Below are 21370 nucleotides of genomic sequence, written 5' to 3' on the forward strand. Positions count from 1 at the left end.
TCAGTCCGCGGGCGTGTCCAGGAACTCGCGCGCGGCGACCACGAGAGCGTCGACGCCGCGGCTGAGCGTCGGCTGCAGCACCGGTGCGAAGAACGGCGAGTGGTTCGTGGGGATGTCGCGCTCGACGGTCCCGGCGGCGAACGCCTCGGCGAACGCGACCGGGTCGGCGCCGCCCCAGAACCAGAACACCAGCGGCACGCCGGCCTCGCGCGCGAACCACGACACGTCCTCGCTGCCGGTGAACATGCCGGGGTCGATGACCGTTCCCTCGCCGAACGCGGCATCGAACGCGAGCACGAGGCGTGCGGTGGCGTGGACGTCGTTGATGGTCGGCGGGAGGGTGTGGTCGGTGACGATGACCGGAGGCTCCTCGGCACCCGACGCCTGCGCCTCGGCGCGCACGATGCGCTCGACCTTCTCGAGCACCCGGGCGCGGGCCTCGTCGTCGGGGTAGCGCAGGCTCAGCTCGAGCTTCGCCTCGGCCGGGATGATGTTGTTCTTCAGCCCCGCGTGGATCGAGCCGACGGTGACGACCGCGACGTCGCGCGGGTCGACCTCGCGCGAGACGATCGTCTGCAGCCGCATGACGGTGGCAGCTGCCATCACGACCGGGTCGATGGTCGCCTGGGGCCGCGAGCCGTGGCCGCCACGGCCCAGCAGGGTCACCGTCAGCCCGTCGGATGCCGCCATCTGCGTGCCGCTGCGCACGCCGATGGTTCCCGCGGGAAGCGGCGTGACGTGCTGGCCGAGCACGATGTCGGGCCTCGGGAACCGGTCGAGCACGCCGTCGGCGATCATCGCCTGCGAGCCGGCGCCGTACTCCTCGGCGGGCTGGAAGACGGCGACGATCGTGCCCGACCACTCGTCCTTCGTGGCGACCAGGCGCTCCAGTGCGCCGAGCAGCGCGGTGATGTGCATGTCGTGGCCGCAGGCGTGCATCACCGGCACGTCGTTGCCGGACGGGTCGGTGCCGCGCGCGGTGCTGGCGTACTCGAGGCCGGTCTGCTCGGGCACGGGGAGGGCGTCCATGTCGGCGCGCAGCCACACCACGGGGCCCTCGCCGTTGCGGATGACGGACGCGATGCCGGTCTTGCCGATGCCCTCCTCGAACTCGACGCCGAGCTCCGTGAGGTGCTGCGTGATCACCCCCGCCGTGCGGGTCTCCTGGAAGGACAGCTCCGGATGCCGGTGCAGATCGATGTAGAGCGCTTCGAGGTCGAGGGTCATGGGGTCGAGCCTATCCGCGGGCACGACGCGGGCACCGCCCGGGACGTCCCGGGACGTCCGTGGACGTCCCGCCGAAACCGCGGGTACCGCCGCAACCGCGGGAACCGCGGGAACCGCGGGAACCGCCGCACATCGCGCACAACCGTTCACTTGCGCTGAACGTACGCCGAGAGCGGGCCCGGGCGTACGTTCAGCGCAAGTGAACGAAGGAGATGGGCGTGGATCGGCGCGCAGCCAGGAGGGCGAGACGTCGGGGCCGGGGAGTAAGGCGTCAGGAGGGGAGGCGTCAGGAGGGGAGGCGGGCGGTCGTGCCGCGCACGATGAGCTCGAACGGCAGCTCGCCCGGGCGGTGCGTCGGCGTTTCGGCATCCGTCGACTCCAGCGCCTCGAGGATCGCGTCCGCGGCGCGTTCGCCCTGCCCGAGGGGGAACTGGTCGACCGTCGTGAGGCGGAAGAACTCGCCGAGTTCGTGGCCGTCGATGCCGATCACCGACAGGTCCTCGGGCACGCGGTAACCGAGTTCCCGCGCGGCCAGGAGCGCGCCGATCGCCATCTCGTCCGAGGCCGCGAAGATCGCCGTGGGCCGGCCGCCGGGCTTGCCGAGCAGCTGCTTGGCGGCGCGGAAGCCGCCCTCGATGGTGAAGTCGGCGGGCTCGAACAGCGACGGGCTGACGGTGATGCCGGCATCCGCCAGCGCCTGCTCGAAGCCCTGCCGGCGCTGCGTGGGGATGTGGAAGTCGATGTCGAACTCGGGGCTCGCGCCGATGTGCGCGATCGCACGGTGTCCGAGGGCGAGCAGGTGCTCGGTGGCCAGGCGCGCGACCGCGACGTCGTCGACCGTCAGGGTGGTCAGGCGCGGGTTGGGTCCGCCGATGGCGATGACCGGCAGGTCGAGCGCAACGAGGCGCTCGGTCTCCTCCTCGCCGAGCTCCAGCGAGATCGCGATGACGCCGTCCACGCGCTGACGCCGGAGGAACGTGTCGAAGATGTCGTGGCGCTCGGCGCGATCGGCGGTGAGGCTGTACAGCGTGATGTCGTAGCCGCGGCGCATGAGCGCCGACGCGATGCCGCTCAGCACCGTCGAGAAGAACCAGCGGTCGAGGAAGGGCACCAGCACGCCGATGTTGCGCGTGCGTCCCGAGGCCAGGCTGGAGGCCGAGGCCGACACCACGTAGCCGAGGCTCTTGGCAGCTGCTTCGACCTTGGCCTTGGCCCCGGCCGAGACGTGGCCGCGTCCGCTCAGCGCGCGCGAGACGGTCGCCGTCGAGACGCCCGCCTGGCGGGCGACCTCGTCGATGCTGACCACGTCGTCACCTCTTCCTCGCGCTCACGGCGCTGCGTGCGCACTCCCGGCCCCGCGGAGCCGGGAGTCACGCCGGCTCAGTCGTTCGTCACCCAGACGGTCGTGTCGGCCGGGAGCTCCCCGCCTGCGACCGGACCGCTCGCCGCGATCACGATACCGCCCGGGAGCGCGATCGGCGTGGAACCGGTGTTCGCGACGACCGTGACATTCCCGTTGCGGAATGCGACGGCATCCGTTCCGTAGCCGTCGACCCACTCGAGCGAGCCGGCGCCCAGCGATCGCGCACGGCGCTCCGCGAGGAGGGTGCGGTACAGCTCGAGCGTGGATCCCTCGACGCCGGACTGCACGTCGCGCGCGAGCGTCGCCCACTCGGCCGGCTGCGGCAGCCACGACGCACCGCTCTCGTTGAAGCCGTAGGCAGGGGCATCCGCGTTCCACGGGATCGGCACGCGGCAGCCGTCGCGGCCGTACCGCTCGCCGTTCGTGCGGAACCAGGTCGGGTCCTGACGCGCGTCGCCCGGGATGTCGATGACCTCGGGCAGACCCAGCTCCTCGCCCTGGTACAGGTAGGCCGAGCCCGGGAGCGCGAGCATGAGCGTCGTGGCGGCGCGGGCGCGAGCCAGACCCACCTCGGGGATCGGCTGACCCGGGGACTCCGGGCCGATGCCGTGACCCTGGGGGTTCTCGGCGGTCAGCGCGAGGCGCGAGGCGTGGCGCACGACGTCGTGGTTCGACAGCACCCAGGTGCTCGGCGCACCGACACCGGGGAACGCCTGCAGCGACACGTCGATGACCTCGCGGAGGTCCGCGGCGTTCCACTCGGTCTGCAGGTAGGGGAAGTTGAAGGCCTGGTGCATCTCGTCCGAGCGCACCCATTCGGCTGTGCGCGCGGCGGTCGGCAGCCACGCCTCTGCGGCGAGGGCGCGGTCGCCCTGGTAGTCCTCGAGGATCTTGCGCCAGTCGCGGTACACCTCGTGCACGGCATCCTGGCCCCAGTAGGGCACGTTCTCCTCTTCGCCGCCCATCGACCCGGCCTCCGGGTCGGGGATGTAGTCCGGCAGGCCCTCGGCCTTGACGAGGCCGTGCGCCACGTCGACGCGGAAGCCGTCGACGCCCCGGTCGAGCCAGAAGCGAAGGATGCGGCGGAACTCCTCGCGCACCTCCTCGTTCGACCAGTCGAAGTCGGGCTGCGACGAGTCGAAGAGGTGCAGGTACCACTGGCCGGGGCGGCCATCGGCCTCGACGACGCGCGTCCAGGCGGGGCCTCCGAAGACCGACTCCCAGTTGTTCGGGGGCAGTTCGCCGTGCGCGCCCTTCCCGTCGCGGAACATGTAGCGCCCGCGCTCGGGGCTGCCCGGCGCGGCGGCCAGCGCCTGCTGGAACCACTCGTGCTGGTCGGAGGAGTGGTTGGGGACGAGGTCGACGATGACACGGATGCCGCGGTCATGGGCACCGGCGAGCATCGCGTCGAAGTCGGCCAGCGTGCCGAACAGCGGGTCGACGTCGCAGTAGTCGCTGACGTCGTAGCCGGCGTCCTTCTGCGGAGACCGCTGGAACGGGCTCAGCCAGATCGCGTCGATGCCGAGGCTCTTCAGGTCGTCGAGGTGCGACGTGATGCCCGGCAGATCGCCGATGCCGTCGCCCGATGCGTCTGCGAAGGAGCGGGGGTAGATCTGATAGATGACGGCGGTGCGCCACCACTCGCCGCCGACGGGGGCGAGGAACGCGTCCGTGCGCTCAGCGGTCTCTGCGGAAGTCATCCGGCCAGTGTACTGCAAGCGCTTACAGTGTGACGTCGAGCCGGCCGGCGATCCTCAGCTGAGGAACAGGGCCGATGTGAGGGCCGAAACGCCGTGCTCGGCCCCTCATTCCGGCCCTGTTCCTCAGTTGAGGAACGACGCGGGCGCCGGATGCGGCGCGGTGGTGGCGAAGCGCGGAGGCGTCGCGGTGGTGGCGAAGGCGCGGAGGCGGCGGGAATCGGGCCCGGGCGTAGGGTGGGCGGGTGCCGTCCGAAGCCCTCACACGCGCCGAGTCCCTGATCCGAACGATCCCCGATTACCCCGAGCCGGGGGTGCAGTTCCGCGACATCACGCCCCTGCTGGCGGATGCCCGGGCCCTGCGCACCGTCATCCACGCGATGATCGCGCCGTTCGAGGGCTCGTTCGACGTCGTCGCCGGCGTCGAAGCCCGCGGGTTCCTGCTCGCCGGTGCTGCCGCGATGGAGGCCGGAGCGGGCCTGGTGCCGATCCGCAAGGCCGGCAAGCTGCCGCTGCCCGCGGCATCCGTCACCTACGCGCTCGAGTACGGGACCGCGACGATCGAGGCGCACGACGACATCGCCGGAGGCAGCCGCGTGCTGCTGGTCGACGACGTGCTCGCCACGGGCGGCACCCTGGTCGCCGCGCACCAGCTCGTCGCCGAGCTCGGCGGCGTCGTCGTCGGCACGGCGGTGCTCATGGAGCTGACCGCGCTCGGCGGGCGCGAGGTCGTCGGCGACGTGCACACGGTCTTCACCGCCTGACCTCGTCACCGAGCCGACGGTCTGCGGCGGGTGCGGGGCGTTTCGTCTCGCTCGTTCCTCGCTCGCTCAACGACCGGAAGGCGCTGGGTGCGGGGCGTTTCGTGTCGCTCGTTCCTCGCTCGCTCAACGACCGGAAGGCGCTGGGTGCGGGGCGTTTCGTGTCGCTCGTTCCTCGCTCGCTCAACCACCGGAACACCGACCCCGGTCGTTGAGCGAGGGAGCGCCAGCGACCAAGACGAAACGCGACGAGCCCGGCGACGAGCCTCGACGACTCAGACGAAGCCCGGGAGATCGAGCCACGCGCCGGGCGCGGCATCCACCCCGTCCCGGACGACCGTCCCTTCGATGAGTCCGTAGGGGCGGTCGGCGGCGTAGAAGACCTCGTTCGGGTTCTCGAGCCCGAACGGCGACAGGTCGTACGCGAAGTGATGCTTGTTCGGCATCGCGAAGCGCACCTCGGCGATCTCGGGCCGGGCCTCGATCGCGGCCTTGCCCATCGCGAACAGCGTCTGCTGCAGGGCGAGTGAGTGCACGGTGGCGAACGTCGACAGCAGCACGGCGAGGACGTCGGAGTAGAGGCCGTTGTAGTCGATGCCCGCCTCGACCGCCTCGGGCAGGAAGCGCCACCGCCCCGTCACCGACGTCGCCATGATGCGGTCGGTCGCCTCGGGCAGGGTCGTGTACCGGTCGCGCGGGAACCCCGAGAACTCCGACCCCGTCGACTTCAGCACGGTGAGGTCCTTCACGCCGCCGGTGACGTGCGTCGCGCCGTCGAGCTTCTGCACGGTCGCCAGCCGCGTGCCGTGTCTCCGGCGCACGAAGGAGTGGTCGTGGGGCGCACCGTCGACGAGGATGCGCTCCCACTCGTACTGCTCGGCCTGCCAGAGGCCGCCCTCGATCCAGTCGAATGCCGAGACGAAGTGGTCGCCGAGCCTCAGCAGGTACTCCTCGGGTGAGGGGATGCCGTGCTCCTTCGCGAACGCGAACGCGGTGTTCTTCTGCGTGTCTGTGGCGACGATCATCGCGTTGTCGCCCTCGAGGAACGAGTTCGCGAGCGCCGCCCCCCGCAGCTGCGACGTGACGTTGAGGTCGACGATCTCGTGTCGCGGTGTGTCGCGGTAGATCCGCACGACGCGGTTCTCCGCCTTGCCGTACTTGTTGGCGCCGAGGCTCACCGAGACCATGACTAGCTCCCTCTGTAGGTCGAGTACGCGAACGGGCTGAGCAGCAGCGGCACGTGATAGTGCCGATCGGTGTCTTCGACGGTGAAGGTCACGGTGACGAGCGGGTAGAACGAGGCGATGCCGCGGTCGGCGAACCACGCCCCGGTGCCGAAGGTGAGCGCGTACATGCCGGGCTCGAGACGCTCGGGGCCGAGGGCTGCTCGTCCGTCGACGTCGGTGAAGGCCTGGGCGACGCCCGCGGTGCCGCCGCCGGGCAGGTGCCGGGCGAGCGACACGACGACGTTCTGGGCGGGGGTCCCGCTCGAGGCGTCGAGGACATGGGTGGTCAGGTGGCTGCTCATGCGTTCATCCTTGCGTCACGGCCGCCTGCAGGCGCAGCAGCGCGATCTCGGCGAGCTGGCCGGCGGCTTCCCGCGCCTCGGCGTCGTCGTCGTTGCCGAGCCGCCGCTCGAGCTCGGCGAGCATCTCCTCGGGGGAGCGGTCGGCCGCGCGGATGAGGAAGACGCGACCGAATCGCGCCTCGTAGGCCGCGTTGCCGTCGGCGATCCGGGCGGCGACGTCGGCGGCGGCATCCGACATCGAGGCCTGTTCGCGTCGGGATGCCACGGCCTCCGCGTTCTCTCCGGTCACCCGGGCGCCGATCCGGGGGTGCTGCGCGACCGCGGCGTCGAGGTCGGCGCGCGTCCACAGGGTGGCGAGCGCGGCGGCGCGCGCCGCCAGCTCATCGACGGTGCCGTACGGGCGGCCGCCGACGAGGGTCTCGACCCAGGAGGGGATGCCCGCCCACACCGCCACGCTCTCGTGTGCGGCCGCGGCGTCGAGCGCGTTGAACTCGTCGATGTTCATCGGTGTCCTCTCGGCCGCGGCGTCACTGCCACGCACAGCCGACGCAGCTGCGCCCGCTCACACATGGTCCACGACCGCGTGCACGAGGTCGGAGATCTCGCGCTTGTACTCGTTGAAGTCCGGGCTCGTGATGTCGCGCTCGGCGGGCAGGTCGATGCCGACGACGCGGCTGATGTGACCGGGCACGCCGTGCGAGGCGCCGCCGGTCATCACCACGACGCGGTCCGCCAGGAACACTGCCTCCTCGATGGAGTGCGTGACGAACACCACCGTGGTCTTCGTCTCGACGTGGATGCGCTTCAGCTCGGTCTGCAGATCCGACCGGGTGAGCGCGTCGAGGGCGCCGAACGGCTCGTCCATCAGCAGCACGGTGGGCTCGTTCGCGAGCACGCGGGCGATCGCGACGCGCTGCTGCATGCCGCCGGAGAGCTGGCCGGGGTACTTGTCGGCGAAGCGGGTGAGGCCGACGGTGCGGATGAAGCGCTCGGTGAGCTCTCGCACCCGTGCCCGGGGGACGCGGCGCCGGCGCGGACCGTACGCCACGTTCTCGTGGACCGTGAGCCAGGGGAACAGCCCGTAGTCCTGGAACACGACGCCCCGCTCGGGGCCGGGGGCGGTGATCGGCGCGCCGCCGACGGTCACCGTACCGCCGGTCGCGGGCTCGAAGCCGGCGAGGATGCGCAGCACGGTGCTCTTGCCGCAGCCCGAGGCGCCGACGATCGCGACGAACTCGCCGGAGGCGATGTGCAGGTCGACGTCGGCGACGGCCTGCACGCCCGCGCCCTCCGGGCCGTAGCGCTTGGAGAGCCCGCTGATGTCGACGTCGGCGGTGGTGGTGATGTCGCTCATGGCAGGTCCTGTCACTTGATCAGCGGGCGGCCGCGGGTGAACAGCTGGAAGGCGCCCATCAGGATGCGGTCGGAGAGGAACCCGGCGACGCCGACGACCATCATGCCGACCACGACCATGTCGGTGCGCACCACGTCGCGGGCGAGGATGATGTTCGCGCCGAGGCCGACATTCACGCCGACGCCCTCGCCGAGCACGAGCACGACCCACGAGATCCCCAGTCCCACGCGCATGCCGTTGACGACGGCCGGCGCGGAGGCCGGGACGACGACCTGGGCGAGGACCTCCCAGCGCCGGGCGCCCAGCATCCGTCCGGCTTCGATGAGGCGCGGCGGAACCTCTTTCGAGCCGCTGATCGCGCCCAGGACGATCGGGAAGAACGCCGACAGCGCGATGAGGAAGATCGTGGCCTGGTCGCCCCAGCCGATCAGGAGGCCGACGAGCGGCACCCAGGCGGTCGCGGGAATGGGGCGGAAGAGGTTGATGAACGGGTCGAAGAGCGCGTCCATCGTGTAGTAGCGGCCCATCAGGATGCCGAGGGGCACGGCGATCGCCGATGCGATGACGAATCCGACGAGCACGCGGAGCGAGGACGTGCCGAGGTTGATCCACAGATCGCCCGAGAAGGCATCGTCATGGATGCCGCCGAACGCGTAGTCCCAGAGGGATGCGACGACGTCGGCCGGGGAGGGCAGGTACCCCATCCGGATGCCGACGATGGGGATCTCCCACGCCTGCTCGCGGCCGACCTGCCAGACGACGAGGAACAGGATCGGCACGATGCTGCCGAGCAGCACGCGGTTCAGCGCGGAATGCCGGGCCAGGGGGCGCGGCCGACGGCGCGGCGGTGCTGCTGCCGAGGCGTCGGGGGCGAGGTCGGTCACGGTGGCCTGGGTCACGATGACCTCCTTTCGAACGGATGCCGGATGGGGCGGCGGGGCGGTGAGGCGGCGAGGGGTGCGAAGCGAAGGTGGTGGCGGCGCGGGGGGCTCGCCGCCACCACCCCGCGTCACGGGGCGAACGTCGTGTCGACGATGTCGCCGGCCGTGGGCGCGTCCGTGATGAGGCCGATGTCGGCCATCGCGGTCGCGAGCGCCTCGAGCTGGCCGACGTACTCGTCCGACAGATCGGAGCGCAGCCAGAAGTTCTCGAGGGCCGAGGTGAAGACATCCTCGTCGCCGCCGAACTCCTCGACCATGCCGGGGAGCCACTCGTCGATGTTGTCGGCCATGTACGCGGTCGTGGCGGCGTGGGTGTCGACGACCTTCTGCACGAGCTCGGGGTTCTCCTCGATCAATGCGCCGGTGGTGATCAGGCCGATGTTGACCTTGCCGATCTCGGTCGAGTAGGGATCGACAACCTCGGTGCCGCCGTTCGCCTTCGCGATCGACACGCCGATCTCGACGCCCATGAAGGCGGCGATGTCACCGGCGCCGAATGCCGCAGCCATCTCGGGCACGGGGATCACGGTGAGGGCGAAGTCCTCGGGGGTGAGGCCGGCATCCTCGATCAGCAGCCGCAGCGCGACCTCCTGCGCCGAGCCCTGGACGATGCCGATCTTCTCGCCCACGAGCTCCTCGAGCGACGACTCGCCGTTGCCGATGAAGCCCGAGCCGCCGTCCGCGGCGCTGGCGACGACCGTGAGGTCGCGATCCTGCGAGATCGAGGCGATCGTGGGGGTGACGCCCGAGATGGCGAAGTCGATCGACCCCGAGACCAGGGCGTCCGACAGCGCCGGCGTCGTGTCGAGTGTGACGACCTCGAACTCGACGCCGTCGACCGCGTAGTCGTTGTAGAGGAAGGGCTGGTAGAAGTGCGGCTGGCCGCGGAGCGTGCCGATCTTGACCGTGACGGTCTCGTCGCCCGACGAATCGTCGCTCGCGGCGGAGGGGGAGCCGCTGCAGCCCGCGAGCGCGAGCGCGGCGGCGGTCGCGAGGGCGGCGACGGCGGTGAGGCGATGAGACAGAGGGCGCATGGGCGGGACTCCTGGATCGGCTCCGGCGGCAGCGCGGAGCGGGTGGGGATGCTGTGTGGGACTGGCCTCATTCAAGGACGCCCGTTCACTCGCGGTGTGAAGTCCGTGTAACGAGTGCGTTAAGTCATCGCTTAACGGGCGGAACGATCGTCCCCGGAGCTCGACCGGGCATCTCCGCAGGCGGCCGCGCGGCATACGATGTGGCGCACAGTCGAGTGAGGAGGCGTCGATGGGTGAGGTGCCCGCGCAGATAGGCCCGCGGCTGCGGACGCTCCGCGCCGCCACCGGGAGGTCGCTGTCGTCCGTCGCGCACGAGCTCGGGATCTCGTCGAGCGCGCTCTCGCAGATCGAGACGGGCGCGATGCAGCCCTCCGTCAACCGGCTGATCGAGCTCGTGGGGGTGCTCGGCGTGCCGGTATCGGCGATCTTCGACGACACCGGCGTCTTCGCACCGCGCGTCGACGCCGATCACCCCGACGTGACGGAGGCGCTCCCGGGGGTGCTCGTCGCGCACGCCGGCGACACCCATCCCGCGCAGCTCGACCAGGGCGTCACCTACCGCCGGCTCTCCCCGGCGCAGCTGCCGGGCGTGGACTGGTTCGAGTCCACGTATCCGCCGGGTTCGGCCTCCAGCGTGGACGGGGCCATGCTCGTGCACGCGGGCTACGAGAGCGGCCGGGTCGTCAGCGGCGAGCTGACGTTCGAGTTCGGCGACGGCTCCGTGCGGCTGGGACCGGGAGGATCGCTCTCCTTCTCGGCGTCGCGTCCGCATCGGGTCGTGAACGACACCGCGGAGCCCGCGGTCGCCATCTGGCTCACGCTCACCGACGTGACGGCGCACGATGCCGGTGCGTCATAGCGGTGTTACACACGGGAAACCCGAGTGCGAGAGGTTAAGCGATAGCTTCACACCACGCGCCGGCCGAAGCACCGGCATCCACTTTCACCGACATCGTCTGGAGACCGTCATGACCGCTCCTGCCTGCTCGCCTCGCGGGACGACCGGCACGCGATGACGCCCGACCGCCTCGTGATCCGAGCGGGACGCGCCCTGATCGAGGGCTCGTTCCGACCGGCGGCGATCGTGGTCGAGGGCGGCCGCATCGCCGACGTGCTCGACGTCCGCGCGCGTGTGGCCGGCGCGAACGCCTCCCTCGTACCCGACGACGCCGTGCTGCTGCCCGGCCTGGTCGACTCCCACGTGCACGTGAACGAGCCGGGGCGCACCGAGTGGGAGGGCTTCCGCTCGGCGACCCTCGCCGCGGCCGCGGGCGGCGTCACGACCATCGTCGACATGCCGCTGAACTCCATCCCGGCCACGACCACCACCGCCGCGCTGGCGGTGAAGAGGGCCGCGGCCGCGCCGTCGGCCTTCGTCGACGTCGGCTTCTGGGGCGGCGCGGTGCCCGAGAACCTCGGCACGCTCGACGCGCTGCACGACGCCGGCGTGCACGGCTTCAAGTGCTTCCTGTCGCCATCCGGAGTCGACGAGTTCGGCCACCTCGACCGCGTCCAGCTCGCGGCCGCGATGGAGGAGATCGCGGCGATCGGGTCGCGGCTCATCGTGCACGCCGAGGATCCGGCCCTGCTGCATGACGCCGGGGCGCTCGGCCGTGGCTACGACGCGTTCCTCGCGAGCAGGCCGGCCGCGAGCGAGGCATCGGCCATCGGGGCCGTCATCGCAGAGGCCCGGCGCACGGGCGCCCGCGCGCACATCCTGCACCTCAGCGACGGGCACTCGCTCCCCGCGATCAGGGCCGCCAAGGCCGAGGGCGTCGCGCTCACCGTCGAGACGTGCCCGCACTACCTGACGATCGCCGCCGAGGAGATCCCCGACGGCGCGTCGGAGTTCAAGTGCTGCCCGCCCATCCGCGAGGCCGCCAACCGCGACCTGCTGTGGCAGGGGATCGTCGACGGCACCATCGACGCGATCGTGAGCGACCACTCGCCGTCCACCGTCGATCTCAAGCGCTCGGGCGGCGGCGACTTCGGCCTCGCCTGGGGCGGCATCGCGGGACTGCAGGTGGGACTGTCGGCGGTGTGGACCGAGGCGCGAGGTCGCGGCATCCCGCTCGAGGCGATCCTGCCGCTGTACACGACCGGTCCGGCGCGCGTGGCCGGGCTCGTCGGCGCCGGCGTCATCGAGGTGGGCGCGGTCGCGCACCTCACGGTGTTCGGCGTCGACGACCCCCTCGAGATCCGCGCCGAGGAGCTGCTGCACAGGAACCCGATCACCGCGTACGACCGGCGCCGGCTCACCGGTCGCGTCCGCCGCACCTGGCTGCACGGCACCACGGTCTACGACGTGACCGAGGGTGGGGCGGGCGAGGCGCCGCACTTCCGCGGGGCGCCATCGGGCCGGCTCCTGTCGGCGCGCGAGGGGGTGCGCGCGTGAACCGCCGCGACGAAGCGCCCGGCAGGGGATTCGCGGGGCGCATCCACGACGAGCTCCCGACGCTCCAGCCGGACACCGGCGACATCCCCGGCGACCACTACCTCCGGTCGACGCCGGCGACGGTGATGTGGGGCCGGCTTCCGTGCCGCACGGATGCCGCCGTCCTCACGATCGCGCCGGGAGACACCGTGACGGTCGACACCGTGAGCCACGAGGGGATCCTCGAGGACCAGGGCAAGGACCCTGCGGCGTTCTTCGCGTCGCACGGGGTGGCCGAGGGATCCGTTCTGGAAGACGCCATCGAGATCGCGGGAGCGCTGGCCCGCGACCCGCTCGCCGACGGACCGCACGTCGCCACCGGGCCCATCCGCATCGAGGGCGCACTGCCGGGCGACCTGCTCAAGATCACGGTCGAGCGCCTCGATCCGCGCGTGCCGTACGGCGTCATCTCGAACCGTCACGGCAAGGGCGCTCTGCCGGGCGAACTGCCGCGCGGCGAGCACAGCGTGAGCGTGTTCACCCCGATCGAACGGCGCGGCGGCCGATGGGTGGGCGTGCTGCCCGTGGTCGAGGGCGGAGAGCGCGTCGTCGAGTTCCCCCTCGCGCCGTTCCTCGGCACGATGGGCGTCGCGGTCGACGCCGACGAGCGGCCCCATTCGGTGCCGCCCGGCACCCACGGCGGCAACATCGACATCAAGCTGCTCGTCGAGGGCGCGGTGCTCTACCTGCCGGTGCAGGTGGAGGGGGCGCTCGCCTACGTCGGCGACCCCCACTTCGCCCAGGGGGACGGAGAGGTCGCGCTCACCGCGCTCGAGGCGTCGCTGCGGGCCACGATGCGCTTCGACGTGGTGCCGCGCGCCGAGGCGCTCGCCGCGTTCGGCGAGGTCGCCGGTCCGCTCGTTCGGACCGAGGAGTACCTGGTGCCCACCGGCATGGACCGCGACCTCGGCGTCGCGATGCGCAACTGCGTGCGCGCCGCGCTGTCGCTGCTGCACGCGCGGTACGGCATGGACGAGCACCTGGCCTACGCGTACCTGTCGGCGGCGACCGACTTCGACATCTCGCAGGTCGTCGACATCGTGTGCGGGGTGCACGCGCGGATCCGCGAGGCGGACTTCGCCGCGATCGCCGTCCGGCCGCCGGCCGCGGATCCCGGCACCGAGGCGGTTCCTCATGACTGAGCCGGCGCGACCCGCCGTGATCCCCGGAGCGGAGGCGGTGCCGCTCGATCTGCGCGCGGCGTTCGAGCGGTACGAGGCGGCGATCGTCGCCGACGACGTCGCTGTGCTCGACGAGACGTTCGCTCCGGGCCCGGACACCCTGCGCGGCGACGCGGCGGGTCTGCTCGTCGGGCACGACGCGATCTCGGCGTTCCGCGGCACGCGGGGCGGTGTCGCGCCGCGCACGATCGAGCGCATCGAGCATCGGGCGCTGGGGACGGATGCTGCGCTCCTGGTCTCGGTGTCGCGCTACGCCGGCGGGGGCACGGGGCTGCAGACGCAGCTGTGGCAGCGCATCGACGGCGAGTGGCGCATCAGCGCCGCGCACGTCAGTCCGCGCGCGCAGCCGCTGGACCGGGCGGTGTGGCGCACGGTCGGCGATCCGCTGTGGCAGGGCGCGTGGGAGGGCCCGCTCGCCGGCCTCACGGCGGCGGTCAAGGACCTGTTCGCGATCAAGGGCTATCGCATCGGGGCGGGCAATCCGACGTTCCTCGACTCCGCGCGCGTCGAGACCACGACCGCGCCTGCCGTGAGCGACCTGCTCCGGGGCGGGGCATCCCTTCGCGGCATCGCGCGCACCGACGAGTTCGCCTACTCGATCGCCGGCGACAACGTCCACTACGGCACGCCGGCCAACGCCGCCGTCCCGGGCGCCCTGCCCGGCGGCTCGTCGAGCGGGCCCGCGACCGCCGTCGCGACCGGCCAGGCCGACATCGGCCTGGCGACCGACACCGCCGGTTCGGTGCGGGTACCCGCCTCGTACCAGGGGCTGTGGGGGCTGCGCACCACGCACGGCCTCGTCCCACGCCAGGGACTGCTGCCGCTCGCGCAGTCGTTCGACACCGTCGGCTGGCTCACACGTGACGGCGACACCCTCCAGCGCGTCGTCGACTGGTGCCTGAGCTTCGACGGGTCGGAGTCGACCGAGAGCGTCTTCGGAGCCTCGGATTCCGACCTGCCGTGGCGCTTCGCCGTGCCCGACGAGGCGCTCGCCGCGGTCGATCCCGCCACGGGCGCCGCCTTCGACGCACTGCTCGTGCGGCTCGCCGCGTCGTCCGAGCCGCCGGTGCTCTGGCGCACGCCGATCGGCGATCTCGACGAGTACCTCGAGCCGTTCCGCACCGTCCAGGCCGCCGAGGCCTGGCGCAACAACGGTCCCTGGCTGCGTGAGCATCCCGCAGCGGTGGGCCCGGCCGTCGCCGAGCGCCTGCGCGTCGCTGCCGCGGTCACCGCCGAGGACGAGGCATCCGCCCGCCGACGACTCGAGCCGCTCCACGAGCGCATGCGCGAACTGGTGCGCGGCGCGGTCCTGATCCTGCCCACGGTGCCGGGGCCGGCGCCCGCGCGGGGACGAAGCGGCGCCGAGGTCGACCGCGTGCGCGTCGCCACGCTGCGGATGACCACGCCCGCGGCGGTCGGAGGCCTTCCCGCCGTGTCGGTGCCCCTGCTCACGGTGCCCTCGCCCCTCGGCCCCGCGCCCGTCGGGGTCAGCCTCGTCTCGCGTGAGGGCACCGACATCGCGCTCGTGCGCCTCGCCCGTCGCCTCGCCGCGACCGTCTCCCACCCTGGAGCGACACCATGATCCCCGGTCCGATCGACCCGCCCCCGCGCCTGCTGATGGGCCCCGGACCCATCTCGGCGTACCCGAGCGTGCTGCGCGCCATGTCGGCGCCGCTCGTCGGGCAGTACGACCCGTTCATGACGGCGACGATGACCGAGACGCAGGAGCTGTACCGCGGCGTGTGGGGCACGCGCAACGAGGCGACGCTCCTGGTCGACGGCACGAGCCGCGCCGGCATCGAGGCCGCGATCGTGTCGCTCGTGCGACCGGGCGACCGCGTGCTCGTGCCGGTGTTCGGCAGGTTCGGGCACCTGCTGGCTGAGATCGCCGAGCGGGCGATGGCCGAGGTGCACACGATCGAGACGGCGTGGGGGCAGGTGTTCCCGGCATCCGTCATCGAAGAGGCGATCGTGCGCGTCAAGCCGGCGCTCCTCGCCCTCGTGCAGGGCGACACGTCGACGACGATGAACCAGCCGCTCGACGAGATCGGCGCGATCTGCGCACGCTACGGGGTGCTGTTCTACAGCGACGCGACGGCTTCGCTCGGCGGCAACGCCTTCGAGACGGACGAGTGGGGGCTGGATGCCGCGACCGCCGGTCTGCAGAAGTGCCTGGGCGGCCCGTCGGGCTCGGCGCCGATCACGCTGTCGGAGCGCGCGGTCGAGGTGATCCGCTCCCGCGGGCGCGTCGAGGCCGGGATCCGGGAGGAGGGCGACCCCGATGCCGCCGATTTCGTGCGCTCGAACTACTTCGACCTCGGCATGATCCTCGACTACTGGGGACCGCGGCGCCTCAACCACCACACCGAGGCGACCTCCATGCTCTACGCCGCGCGCGAATGCGCCCGGGTGCTGCTGCTCGAGGGGCGCGACGCCGTCATCGAGCGGCACCGTGTCGCGGGGGCGGCGATGCTGGCCGGCGTGCAGGGGCTCGGCCTCGCGGTGTTCGGCGACGTCGCGCACAAGATGAACAACGTGGTGGCGGTCGAGATCCCGGCCGGCGTGCCGGGCGACGCCGCGCGGTCCGCGCTGCTGCAGGACTTCGGCATCGAGATCGGCACGTCGTTCGGTCCGCTCCACGGCCGGGTGTGGCGCATCGGCACGATGGGCTACAACGCCCGCGAGGACGCCGTGCTCACCACCCTCGCCGCGCTCGAGGCGGTGCTGCGCCGGTTCGGCGCGGCGGTGCCCACGGGCGGCGGGACGGATGCCGCGGCCGACGTCCACCGAGCAGCACGGGCATGACCGCTCGCCTCGCCGGAATCGAGCGCGATCGCATCGCGGCTGCCACCCGCCGGGTGATGGCGCGGTGCGACGAGCTCGCACGGGTGTCGGCCACCACGGGGGCGATCGAGCGCGTCTACCTCTCGCCCGAGCACGCCCGCGTGAACCGCCTCGCCGCGGAGTGGATGCGCGAGGCCGGCCTGACGACCCGGCAGGACGCCGCCGGCAACCAGGTGGGGCGCATCGACCCGCTGCGGGCGACCGGGCCCGATCCCGACGCGCCGGCGCTCATGCTCGGCTCGCACCTCGACACCGTGCCCGACGCCGGCCGGTTCGACGGGATCGCCGGCGTGCTGATGGCCCTCGAGGTGGTGCGCCTGCTCCGCGCGCCGCACACCGAGGGCACGGCATCCGGGATCGCGCTCCCCTTCGCGCTGGAGGTCGTCGCGTTCTCGGACGAGGAGGGCACGCGCTTCGGCAAGGCGCTGCTGGGCTCGTCCGCCGTCGCCGGGCGCTGGGACCCCGACTGGTGGAACTTGACGGATGCCGACGGCACGACGCTGCGGGAGGCGTTCCTGGAGTTCGGGCTCGACCCCGGACGCGTCGGCGAGGCCGCCCGGCACCCCGCCGAGCTGGTGGGGTATCTCGAGGCGCACATCGAGCAGGGCCCCGAGCTCGACCGACGGGGCGAGTCGCTGGCGGTGGTGTCGTCGATCGCCTCTGCGCGACGCTTCCAGCTCGTGGTCGAGGGCGAGTCCCGGCACGCCGGCGGCACGCCGTACGACATGCGCCGCGACGCGCTGCTCGGAGCATCCGAGGCGGCGCTCGCCGTCGAGCGGATCTGCCGCGCCGAGCATCACATCATCGGCACCGTCGGGCAGTTCGAGGCGTATCCGGGGGCCGTGAACGTGGTGCCGGGCGAGGCGCACCTGTCCCTCGACCTGCGCGGCGAGTTCGACGGGTCGCGGGACCGCGTGTGGCTCGAGATCGAGAGGGAGCTGGACGCGATCATGGGCCGGCGTGGTCTGCGGTGGACGGCGCGGGAAGTGCACTCGGCGCCTGCTGTCTTCTGCGATCCGCTCCTGCAGGACGTGGTGCGCGAAGGCATCGCGTCGACGCTGCCGGCGGATGCGGACGACCCCGCCGTGATCTTCAGTCGCGCCGGTCACGACGCCATGGCGATCGGCGCGATCACCGGGGTGGGCATGCTGTTCCTGCGCAACCCTGACGGCATCAGCCATCACCCCGACGAGTCGGTGTCGGCCGGTGACGTCGCGCGCGGCATCCAGGCGCTCGCCGAGGCGGTGCTGCAGCTCGCCGCCGACCGCTGACTCGACGGACGTGCTCCGGCGTCCTCAGCGACTCGAGGTCGTCATGCCCATGCGTGCGAGCACGATGTTCTCGATCACCTGCACGACGTTGTAGAGCAGCAGCGTGATGATCGTGATGAGCGCGACCGACGCCCACAGCTCGTCGAAGCGGGCGGACGCGCTGAACTTCTGGATCATGCCGCCGATGCCCTGACCGGTCGACAGCCACTCCGCGAGGAGCGCACCGGTGACGGCGCCCGGCACCGAGACGCGCGCCGCGGCGAAGAGCGAGGGGAGGGCTCCGGGCACGTTGACTTTGCGCAGCTGGGTCGCCCGGCCGCCGCCGTAGACGTGAACCACGTCGAGGCTCTCCTTCGAGGCCCGGCTCAGCCCGAACATCATCGACGCGAGGGCCGGGAAGAGCACCACGATCGAGCCGATGACGGCGACGGATGCCGCGGTCCCGCGTCCCGTGATGAGGATGATCACGGGGGCGATCGCGACGAGCGGCACCGACCGCAGGAGCAGCGCGAGCGGCATGACGCCCATCTCCACGGAGCGCGACAGCGAGAACGCGAGCGCGAGGACCAGGGCGACCACCATGCCGACGACGAACCCGAGGGCCGCGTCGGAGAGTGTCTGCGCGAGGAGCGGCATCATCTCGGCGCGGTTCTGAGCCGCCTCCTCCGAGGTGAAGAAGAACTCCCAGACGTCGGCGGGGCCCTTCGCGACGTAGGGCGAGATGCCCGTGAGATTCACGACAGCCCACCACAGCGCGAGCACGATGACGAAGGTCAGCAGGGCGTTGAGCAGCGACCTGCCGATGGTGCGCGAGATCGCGCCCGCCCGCGCGGCGGCCGCACCCGGTGGGGCGGGCGGGGCGGCGGACGTCATGGCGTCGCCAGGTGCGGACGTGTCTGTCGTGGTGCTCATGCCGCCACCGCCCTTCCGGACACCCATGGCGTGACCGCGCGCGAGATCAGCCCGACGAGCGCGTAGCCGATGAGCGCGACGATCGCCGACAGCAGGAACACCGCCCACACGCGTGCCGAGTCGAGGTCGCCCTGCAGCCGGATGAGCGTGATGCCGACGCCGCGGTCGGTGCCCCCCATGTACTCGCCGAGGATCGCTCCGAGGAAGGCGGACGGAACCGCGATCTGCAGGGCGTTGAGGATGGCGGGCAGCGCCGCGATGAGCCGCACCTTGCGCAGCTGCGTGAACCGCGATCCGCCGTAGACGCGCACGACGTCGAGGCTGGCGCGATCGGAGGAGCGGAACCCGAGCAGCGCCCCCACGACGGTGGTGAAGAACACCGCGAGCGCCGCGAGGAAGATCGCGGTCGCGCTCGGGTCTCCGGCGCGCTTCGCGCCGCCCAGCACCACGATGGCGATGCCGCCGACGGCGACGACGGGCAGGCAGTAGCTCACGACCGCGATCTGCACGACGACGGTCTCGATGCGGGGGGCCAGCAGCACCGTCGCCGCGAGCAGCAGTGCGAGGGCGTTGCCCCACGCGTACCCGATGAGGGCCTCGGTCACCGTCACCTGGAAGACGCTCCAGTACGCGGCGAGACCGTCCTGCCAGATCGTCTGGAACACGACGAACGGCGGCGGCACGGGAGTGAACGTCGTCCCCGGCGGCGGCTGGAAGATCGTCACGGAGAACAGCCACCACGCCGCGATCAGCGCCACGGCGCCGATGACGCCCGCGAGCCACCCGGGGATGCCGCGCCCGCGCATCAGGACTCCGCGGCGGCGCGGCCGTCGGCGCCGAAGAGCAGCTCGGAGGCGCGGTCGACGAGCTCGTGGAACTCGGGGGAGCGCTGCATGTCGGGCGTGCGAGGATGCGGCAGGTCGACGTCGATGATCTCCTTGATGCGGCCGGGTCGCGGCGACATCACCGCCACGCGGTCGGAGAGGAAGATCGCCTCCGCGATGCCGTGGGTCACCAGCAGCGTCGTCGCGGGCTTCTCGGTCCAGATGCGCAGCAGCTCGAGGTTGAGGTTCTGACGGGTCATGTCGTCGAGCGCGCCGAACGGCTCGTCGAGGAGGAGCACGGAGGGCTTCAGGGCGAGCGCCCGGGCGATCGACACGCGCTGTCGCATGCCGCCCGACAGCTGCGCGGGCTTGGCCTTCTCGAAGCCGGTCAGGCCCACCAGGGCGATGAGCTCGTCGATGTACGCCTTGTCGACGCGGCGGCCGGCGATCTCGAAGACCAGTCTGATGTTCGCCGAGACCGACCGCCACGGCAGCAGCGCGTGGTCCTGGAACGCGATGCCGAGCTCGCTGTCGCGACGCAGCTGGGCCGGAGTCTTGCCGTCGACGAAGACCTCGCCGCCGGTCGGTGTCTCGAGGTCGGCGAGGATGCGCAGGATCGTCGACTTCCCGCAGCCCGAGGGACCGAGCAGAGCCAGGAACGAGCCCTTGTCGGTGTGCAGGTGGGTGTCCTGCAGGGCGGTCACGGTCTTTCCGCGACCCGTCTGGAACGTCTTGCTGAGTCCGTCGATGCGGATGCCGGAGCCCGAGGCCGGCACCGCCGGCGGGGTCTGCCCCGCCGGCGGTGCGGTGACCGCGGCATCCGTCGTGCGGGTGCCGTTCAGGTGCGTGTCGGTCATGATGCTCTCTGATCAGAGGAGGACTACGGCAGGTAGTCCTTGAGCTCGGGATTCTCTTCGTAGATCTCGTCGATGATCGTCGTGTCGAAGAGGTCGTCCACCGACACGTCCCAGCCGGCCGCAGCGAGCGAGGCGACGGTCTGCTCCTTCAGGTCGTCCGAGATCGTGAACAGGCCGTTGGCCTCGGTCTCCTCGGTCGAGATGAGCAGCTTCTCGGCTTCGAGGCCCTTGCCGGTCTTGACCGGGTCGAGGGCTCCGAACACGGCCTCGAGGCCGTCCTCCGACTCGGAGGCCGCCTGGTTGTAGTACGTCTCGATGAGCGAGACGGTGTCGTCGGTCGACTCCGTGAACACGTCGGTCCAGCCCTTGATCTCGGCGATGAGGAACGCCTTGAGCAGCTCCTTGTTCTCGGCGAGGTACTGGTCGGTGACGCTGAAGGTCTCGGCGACGTACGGCACGCCGTTGTCGGCGTACGAGAGGTTCGTGATCTCGTAGCCGGCGAGCTCGACCGTGAGGGCCTCGTTGGTCAGGTACGCCATGAAGCCGTCCACCTCGCCGTTCATCAGCGGCGTCGGGTCGAAGTCGACCGGCACCACCGTGACGTCGGCCGGGTCGATGCCGTTGGCGTTGAGGAGGGCGGCGAACACCGAGGCGTTCGAGTCCTGGACGCCGATGGTCTTCCCCACGAGGTCTTCGGGCGTCGTGATGTTCCCGCCGTCGGCGAGCGAGAGGATCGTGAACGGGTTCTTCTGGAACGTCGCGCCGATGATCTTGAGGGGCGCCTCCTCCTCGGCGATCGCGGCGCCGATCGAAGCCGCGTCGCTGAGGGCGACCTGCACCGTTCCGGACAGCAGCTTGGCCACGCCCGTGTCGGGACCGGAGATGCCGATCACGTCGTCGAAGCCGGCCTCGTCGTAGTAGCCGTTCTCGTAGGCGTAGAACTCGCCCGCGAACTCCTCGTTCTTGATCCACGAGTACTGGACGCTGATCTCGCCGTACGACGCCGCCTCTTCGCCGCCGCCCGCGGCGGGCGTGGAACCGCCCGATGCGCAGCCGGCGAGGACGAGGGCGGCTCCGACGAATGCGGCCGCGGCGGCCGCGAGCCGGCGCGGCCGGCTCAGGTTGCTGTGTCGTGCCATCGG

At 71.7% G+C, this 21370-nt stretch carries 20 protein-coding genes; 7 read left to right on the forward strand and 13 right to left on the reverse strand.

The annotated features are described in order from the left end of the window. From ACI3KX_RS09215 to ACI3KX_RS09225, 3 genes are all read right to left on the reverse strand, one after another. Positions 1-1227, reverse strand: a complete 1227-nt coding sequence (locus tag ACI3KX_RS09215) for an amidohydrolase (protein ID WP_404909489.1) — start codon at positions 1225-1227, stop codon at positions 1-3. 286 nt (positions 1228-1513) lie between these two features. Continuing rightward, a complete protein-coding gene (locus ACI3KX_RS09220) occupies positions 1514-2533 on the reverse strand; it encodes a LacI family DNA-binding transcriptional regulator (protein WP_349425812.1) in 1020 nt (339 codons plus the stop codon). A gap of 74 nt (positions 2534-2607) precedes the next feature. Next, complete coding sequence (locus ACI3KX_RS09225) at positions 2608-4290, reverse strand: alpha-amylase family glycosyl hydrolase (protein ID WP_404909490.1); 1683 nt, start codon at positions 4288-4290, stop codon at positions 2608-2610. A 242-nt stretch (positions 4291-4532) separates the two neighbouring features. Here ACI3KX_RS09225 and ACI3KX_RS09230 point away from each other — a divergent pair, with 242 nt between their 5' ends. Next, the gene (locus ACI3KX_RS09230; protein ID WP_404909491.1) at positions 4533-5051 is read left to right on the forward strand and encodes an adenine phosphoribosyltransferase; all 519 of its coding nucleotides are present in this window, start codon (positions 4533-4535) and stop codon (positions 5049-5051) included. A gap of 272 nt (positions 5052-5323) precedes the next feature. On the opposite strand, the gene pucL is transcribed toward ACI3KX_RS09230, so the two are convergent. The 6 genes from pucL to ACI3KX_RS09260 all read right to left on the reverse strand — a co-directional run bounded on the left by pucL (position 5324) and on the right by ACI3KX_RS09260 (position 9905). Beyond that, complete coding sequence (gene pucL, locus ACI3KX_RS09235) at positions 5324-6235, reverse strand: factor-independent urate hydroxylase (RefSeq protein WP_404909492.1); 912 nt, start codon at positions 6233-6235, stop codon at positions 5324-5326. Between the two features lie 2 nt (positions 6236-6237). Continuing rightward, the gene (gene uraH / locus ACI3KX_RS09240; protein WP_404909493.1) at positions 6238-6576 is read right to left on the reverse strand and encodes a hydroxyisourate hydrolase; all 339 of its coding nucleotides are present in this window, start codon (positions 6574-6576) and stop codon (positions 6238-6240) included. 4 nt (positions 6577-6580) lie between these two features. Further along, entirely contained in the window at positions 6581-7081 is a 501-nt protein-coding gene (uraD, locus tag ACI3KX_RS09245) for a 2-oxo-4-hydroxy-4-carboxy-5-ureidoimidazoline decarboxylase (RefSeq protein WP_404909494.1), read from the reverse strand. Between the two features lie 57 nt (positions 7082-7138). Then, entirely contained in the window at positions 7139-7930 is a 792-nt protein-coding gene (locus tag ACI3KX_RS09250) for an ABC transporter ATP-binding protein (RefSeq protein ID WP_363356279.1), read from the reverse strand. 11 nt (positions 7931-7941) lie between these two features. Further along, a complete protein-coding gene (locus ACI3KX_RS09255; RefSeq protein ID WP_363356281.1) occupies positions 7942-8829 on the reverse strand; it encodes an ABC transporter permease in 888 nt (295 codons plus the stop codon). A 110-nt stretch (positions 8830-8939) separates the two neighbouring features. Then, positions 8940-9905 (reverse strand): ABC transporter substrate-binding protein, encoded by a 966-nt coding sequence (locus ACI3KX_RS09260; RefSeq protein ID WP_363356283.1) that lies wholly within the window; start codon positions 9903-9905, stop codon positions 8940-8942. Positions 9906-10134: 229 nt separating this feature from the next. Between ACI3KX_RS09260 and ACI3KX_RS09265 the strand changes: the two genes are divergently transcribed. From ACI3KX_RS09265 to ACI3KX_RS09290, 6 genes are all read left to right on the forward strand, one after another. After that, a complete protein-coding gene (locus tag ACI3KX_RS09265; protein ID WP_363356285.1) occupies positions 10135-10764 on the forward strand; it encodes a cupin domain-containing protein in 630 nt (209 codons plus the stop codon). A gap of 153 nt (positions 10765-10917) precedes the next feature. Continuing rightward, entirely contained in the window at positions 10918-12300 is a 1383-nt protein-coding gene (allB, locus tag ACI3KX_RS09270; RefSeq protein ID WP_404909495.1) for an allantoinase AllB, read from the forward strand. A gap of 41 nt (positions 12301-12341) precedes the next feature. Then, positions 12342-13481, forward strand: coding sequence for an acetamidase/formamidase family protein (locus tag ACI3KX_RS09275; protein ID WP_404909524.1), 1140 nt, complete (start codon positions 12342-12344; stop codon positions 13479-13481). Next, complete coding sequence (locus ACI3KX_RS09280; protein ID WP_404909496.1) at positions 13474-15102, forward strand: AtzH-like domain-containing protein; 1629 nt, start codon at positions 13474-13476, stop codon at positions 15100-15102. Before ACI3KX_RS09275 ends, ACI3KX_RS09280 begins: the two co-directional genes overlap by 8 nt. Continuing rightward, the gene (locus ACI3KX_RS09285) at positions 15099-16325 is read left to right on the forward strand and encodes a pyridoxal-phosphate-dependent aminotransferase family protein (protein ID WP_404909497.1); all 1227 of its coding nucleotides are present in this window, start codon (positions 15099-15101) and stop codon (positions 16323-16325) included. The genes ACI3KX_RS09280 and ACI3KX_RS09285 overlap by 4 nt, the downstream gene beginning before the upstream one ends. After that, on the forward strand, positions 16322-17635 hold the full coding sequence (locus ACI3KX_RS09290; RefSeq protein ID WP_404909498.1) for an allantoate amidohydrolase: 1314 nt from the start codon (positions 16322-16324) through the stop codon (positions 17633-17635). Before ACI3KX_RS09285 ends, ACI3KX_RS09290 begins: the two co-directional genes overlap by 4 nt. Positions 17636-17659: 24 nt before the next feature. Here the strand turns inward: ACI3KX_RS09290 and ACI3KX_RS09295 are convergent, their stop codons facing one another. The 4 genes from ACI3KX_RS09295 to ACI3KX_RS09310 are packed head-to-tail and all read right to left on the reverse strand — an operon-like array spanning position 17660 to position 21367. Next, positions 17660-18547: an ABC transporter permease gene (locus ACI3KX_RS09295; protein ID WP_404909499.1), complete on the reverse strand. Its 888-nt coding sequence runs from the start codon at positions 18545-18547 to the stop codon at positions 17660-17662. Next, on the reverse strand, positions 18544-19353 hold the full coding sequence (locus ACI3KX_RS09300) for an ABC transporter permease (RefSeq protein ID WP_404909500.1): 810 nt from the start codon (positions 19351-19353) through the stop codon (positions 18544-18546). The genes ACI3KX_RS09295 and ACI3KX_RS09300 overlap by 4 nt, the downstream gene beginning before the upstream one ends. Then, positions 19353-20228, reverse strand: coding sequence for an ABC transporter ATP-binding protein (locus ACI3KX_RS09305; RefSeq protein ID WP_404909501.1), 876 nt, complete (start codon positions 20226-20228; stop codon positions 19353-19355). Before ACI3KX_RS09305 ends, ACI3KX_RS09300 begins: the two co-directional genes overlap by 1 nt. 23 nt (positions 20229-20251) lie before the next feature. Beyond that, entirely contained in the window at positions 20252-21367 is a 1116-nt protein-coding gene (locus ACI3KX_RS09310) for an ABC transporter substrate-binding protein (RefSeq protein ID WP_404909502.1), read from the reverse strand. Positions 21368-21370: the final 3 nt, after the last annotated feature.

This window comes from Microbacterium sp. ZW CA_36, assembly GCF_044987475.1.
Lineage (GTDB): Bacteria > Actinomycetota > Actinomycetes > Actinomycetales > Microbacteriaceae > Microbacterium.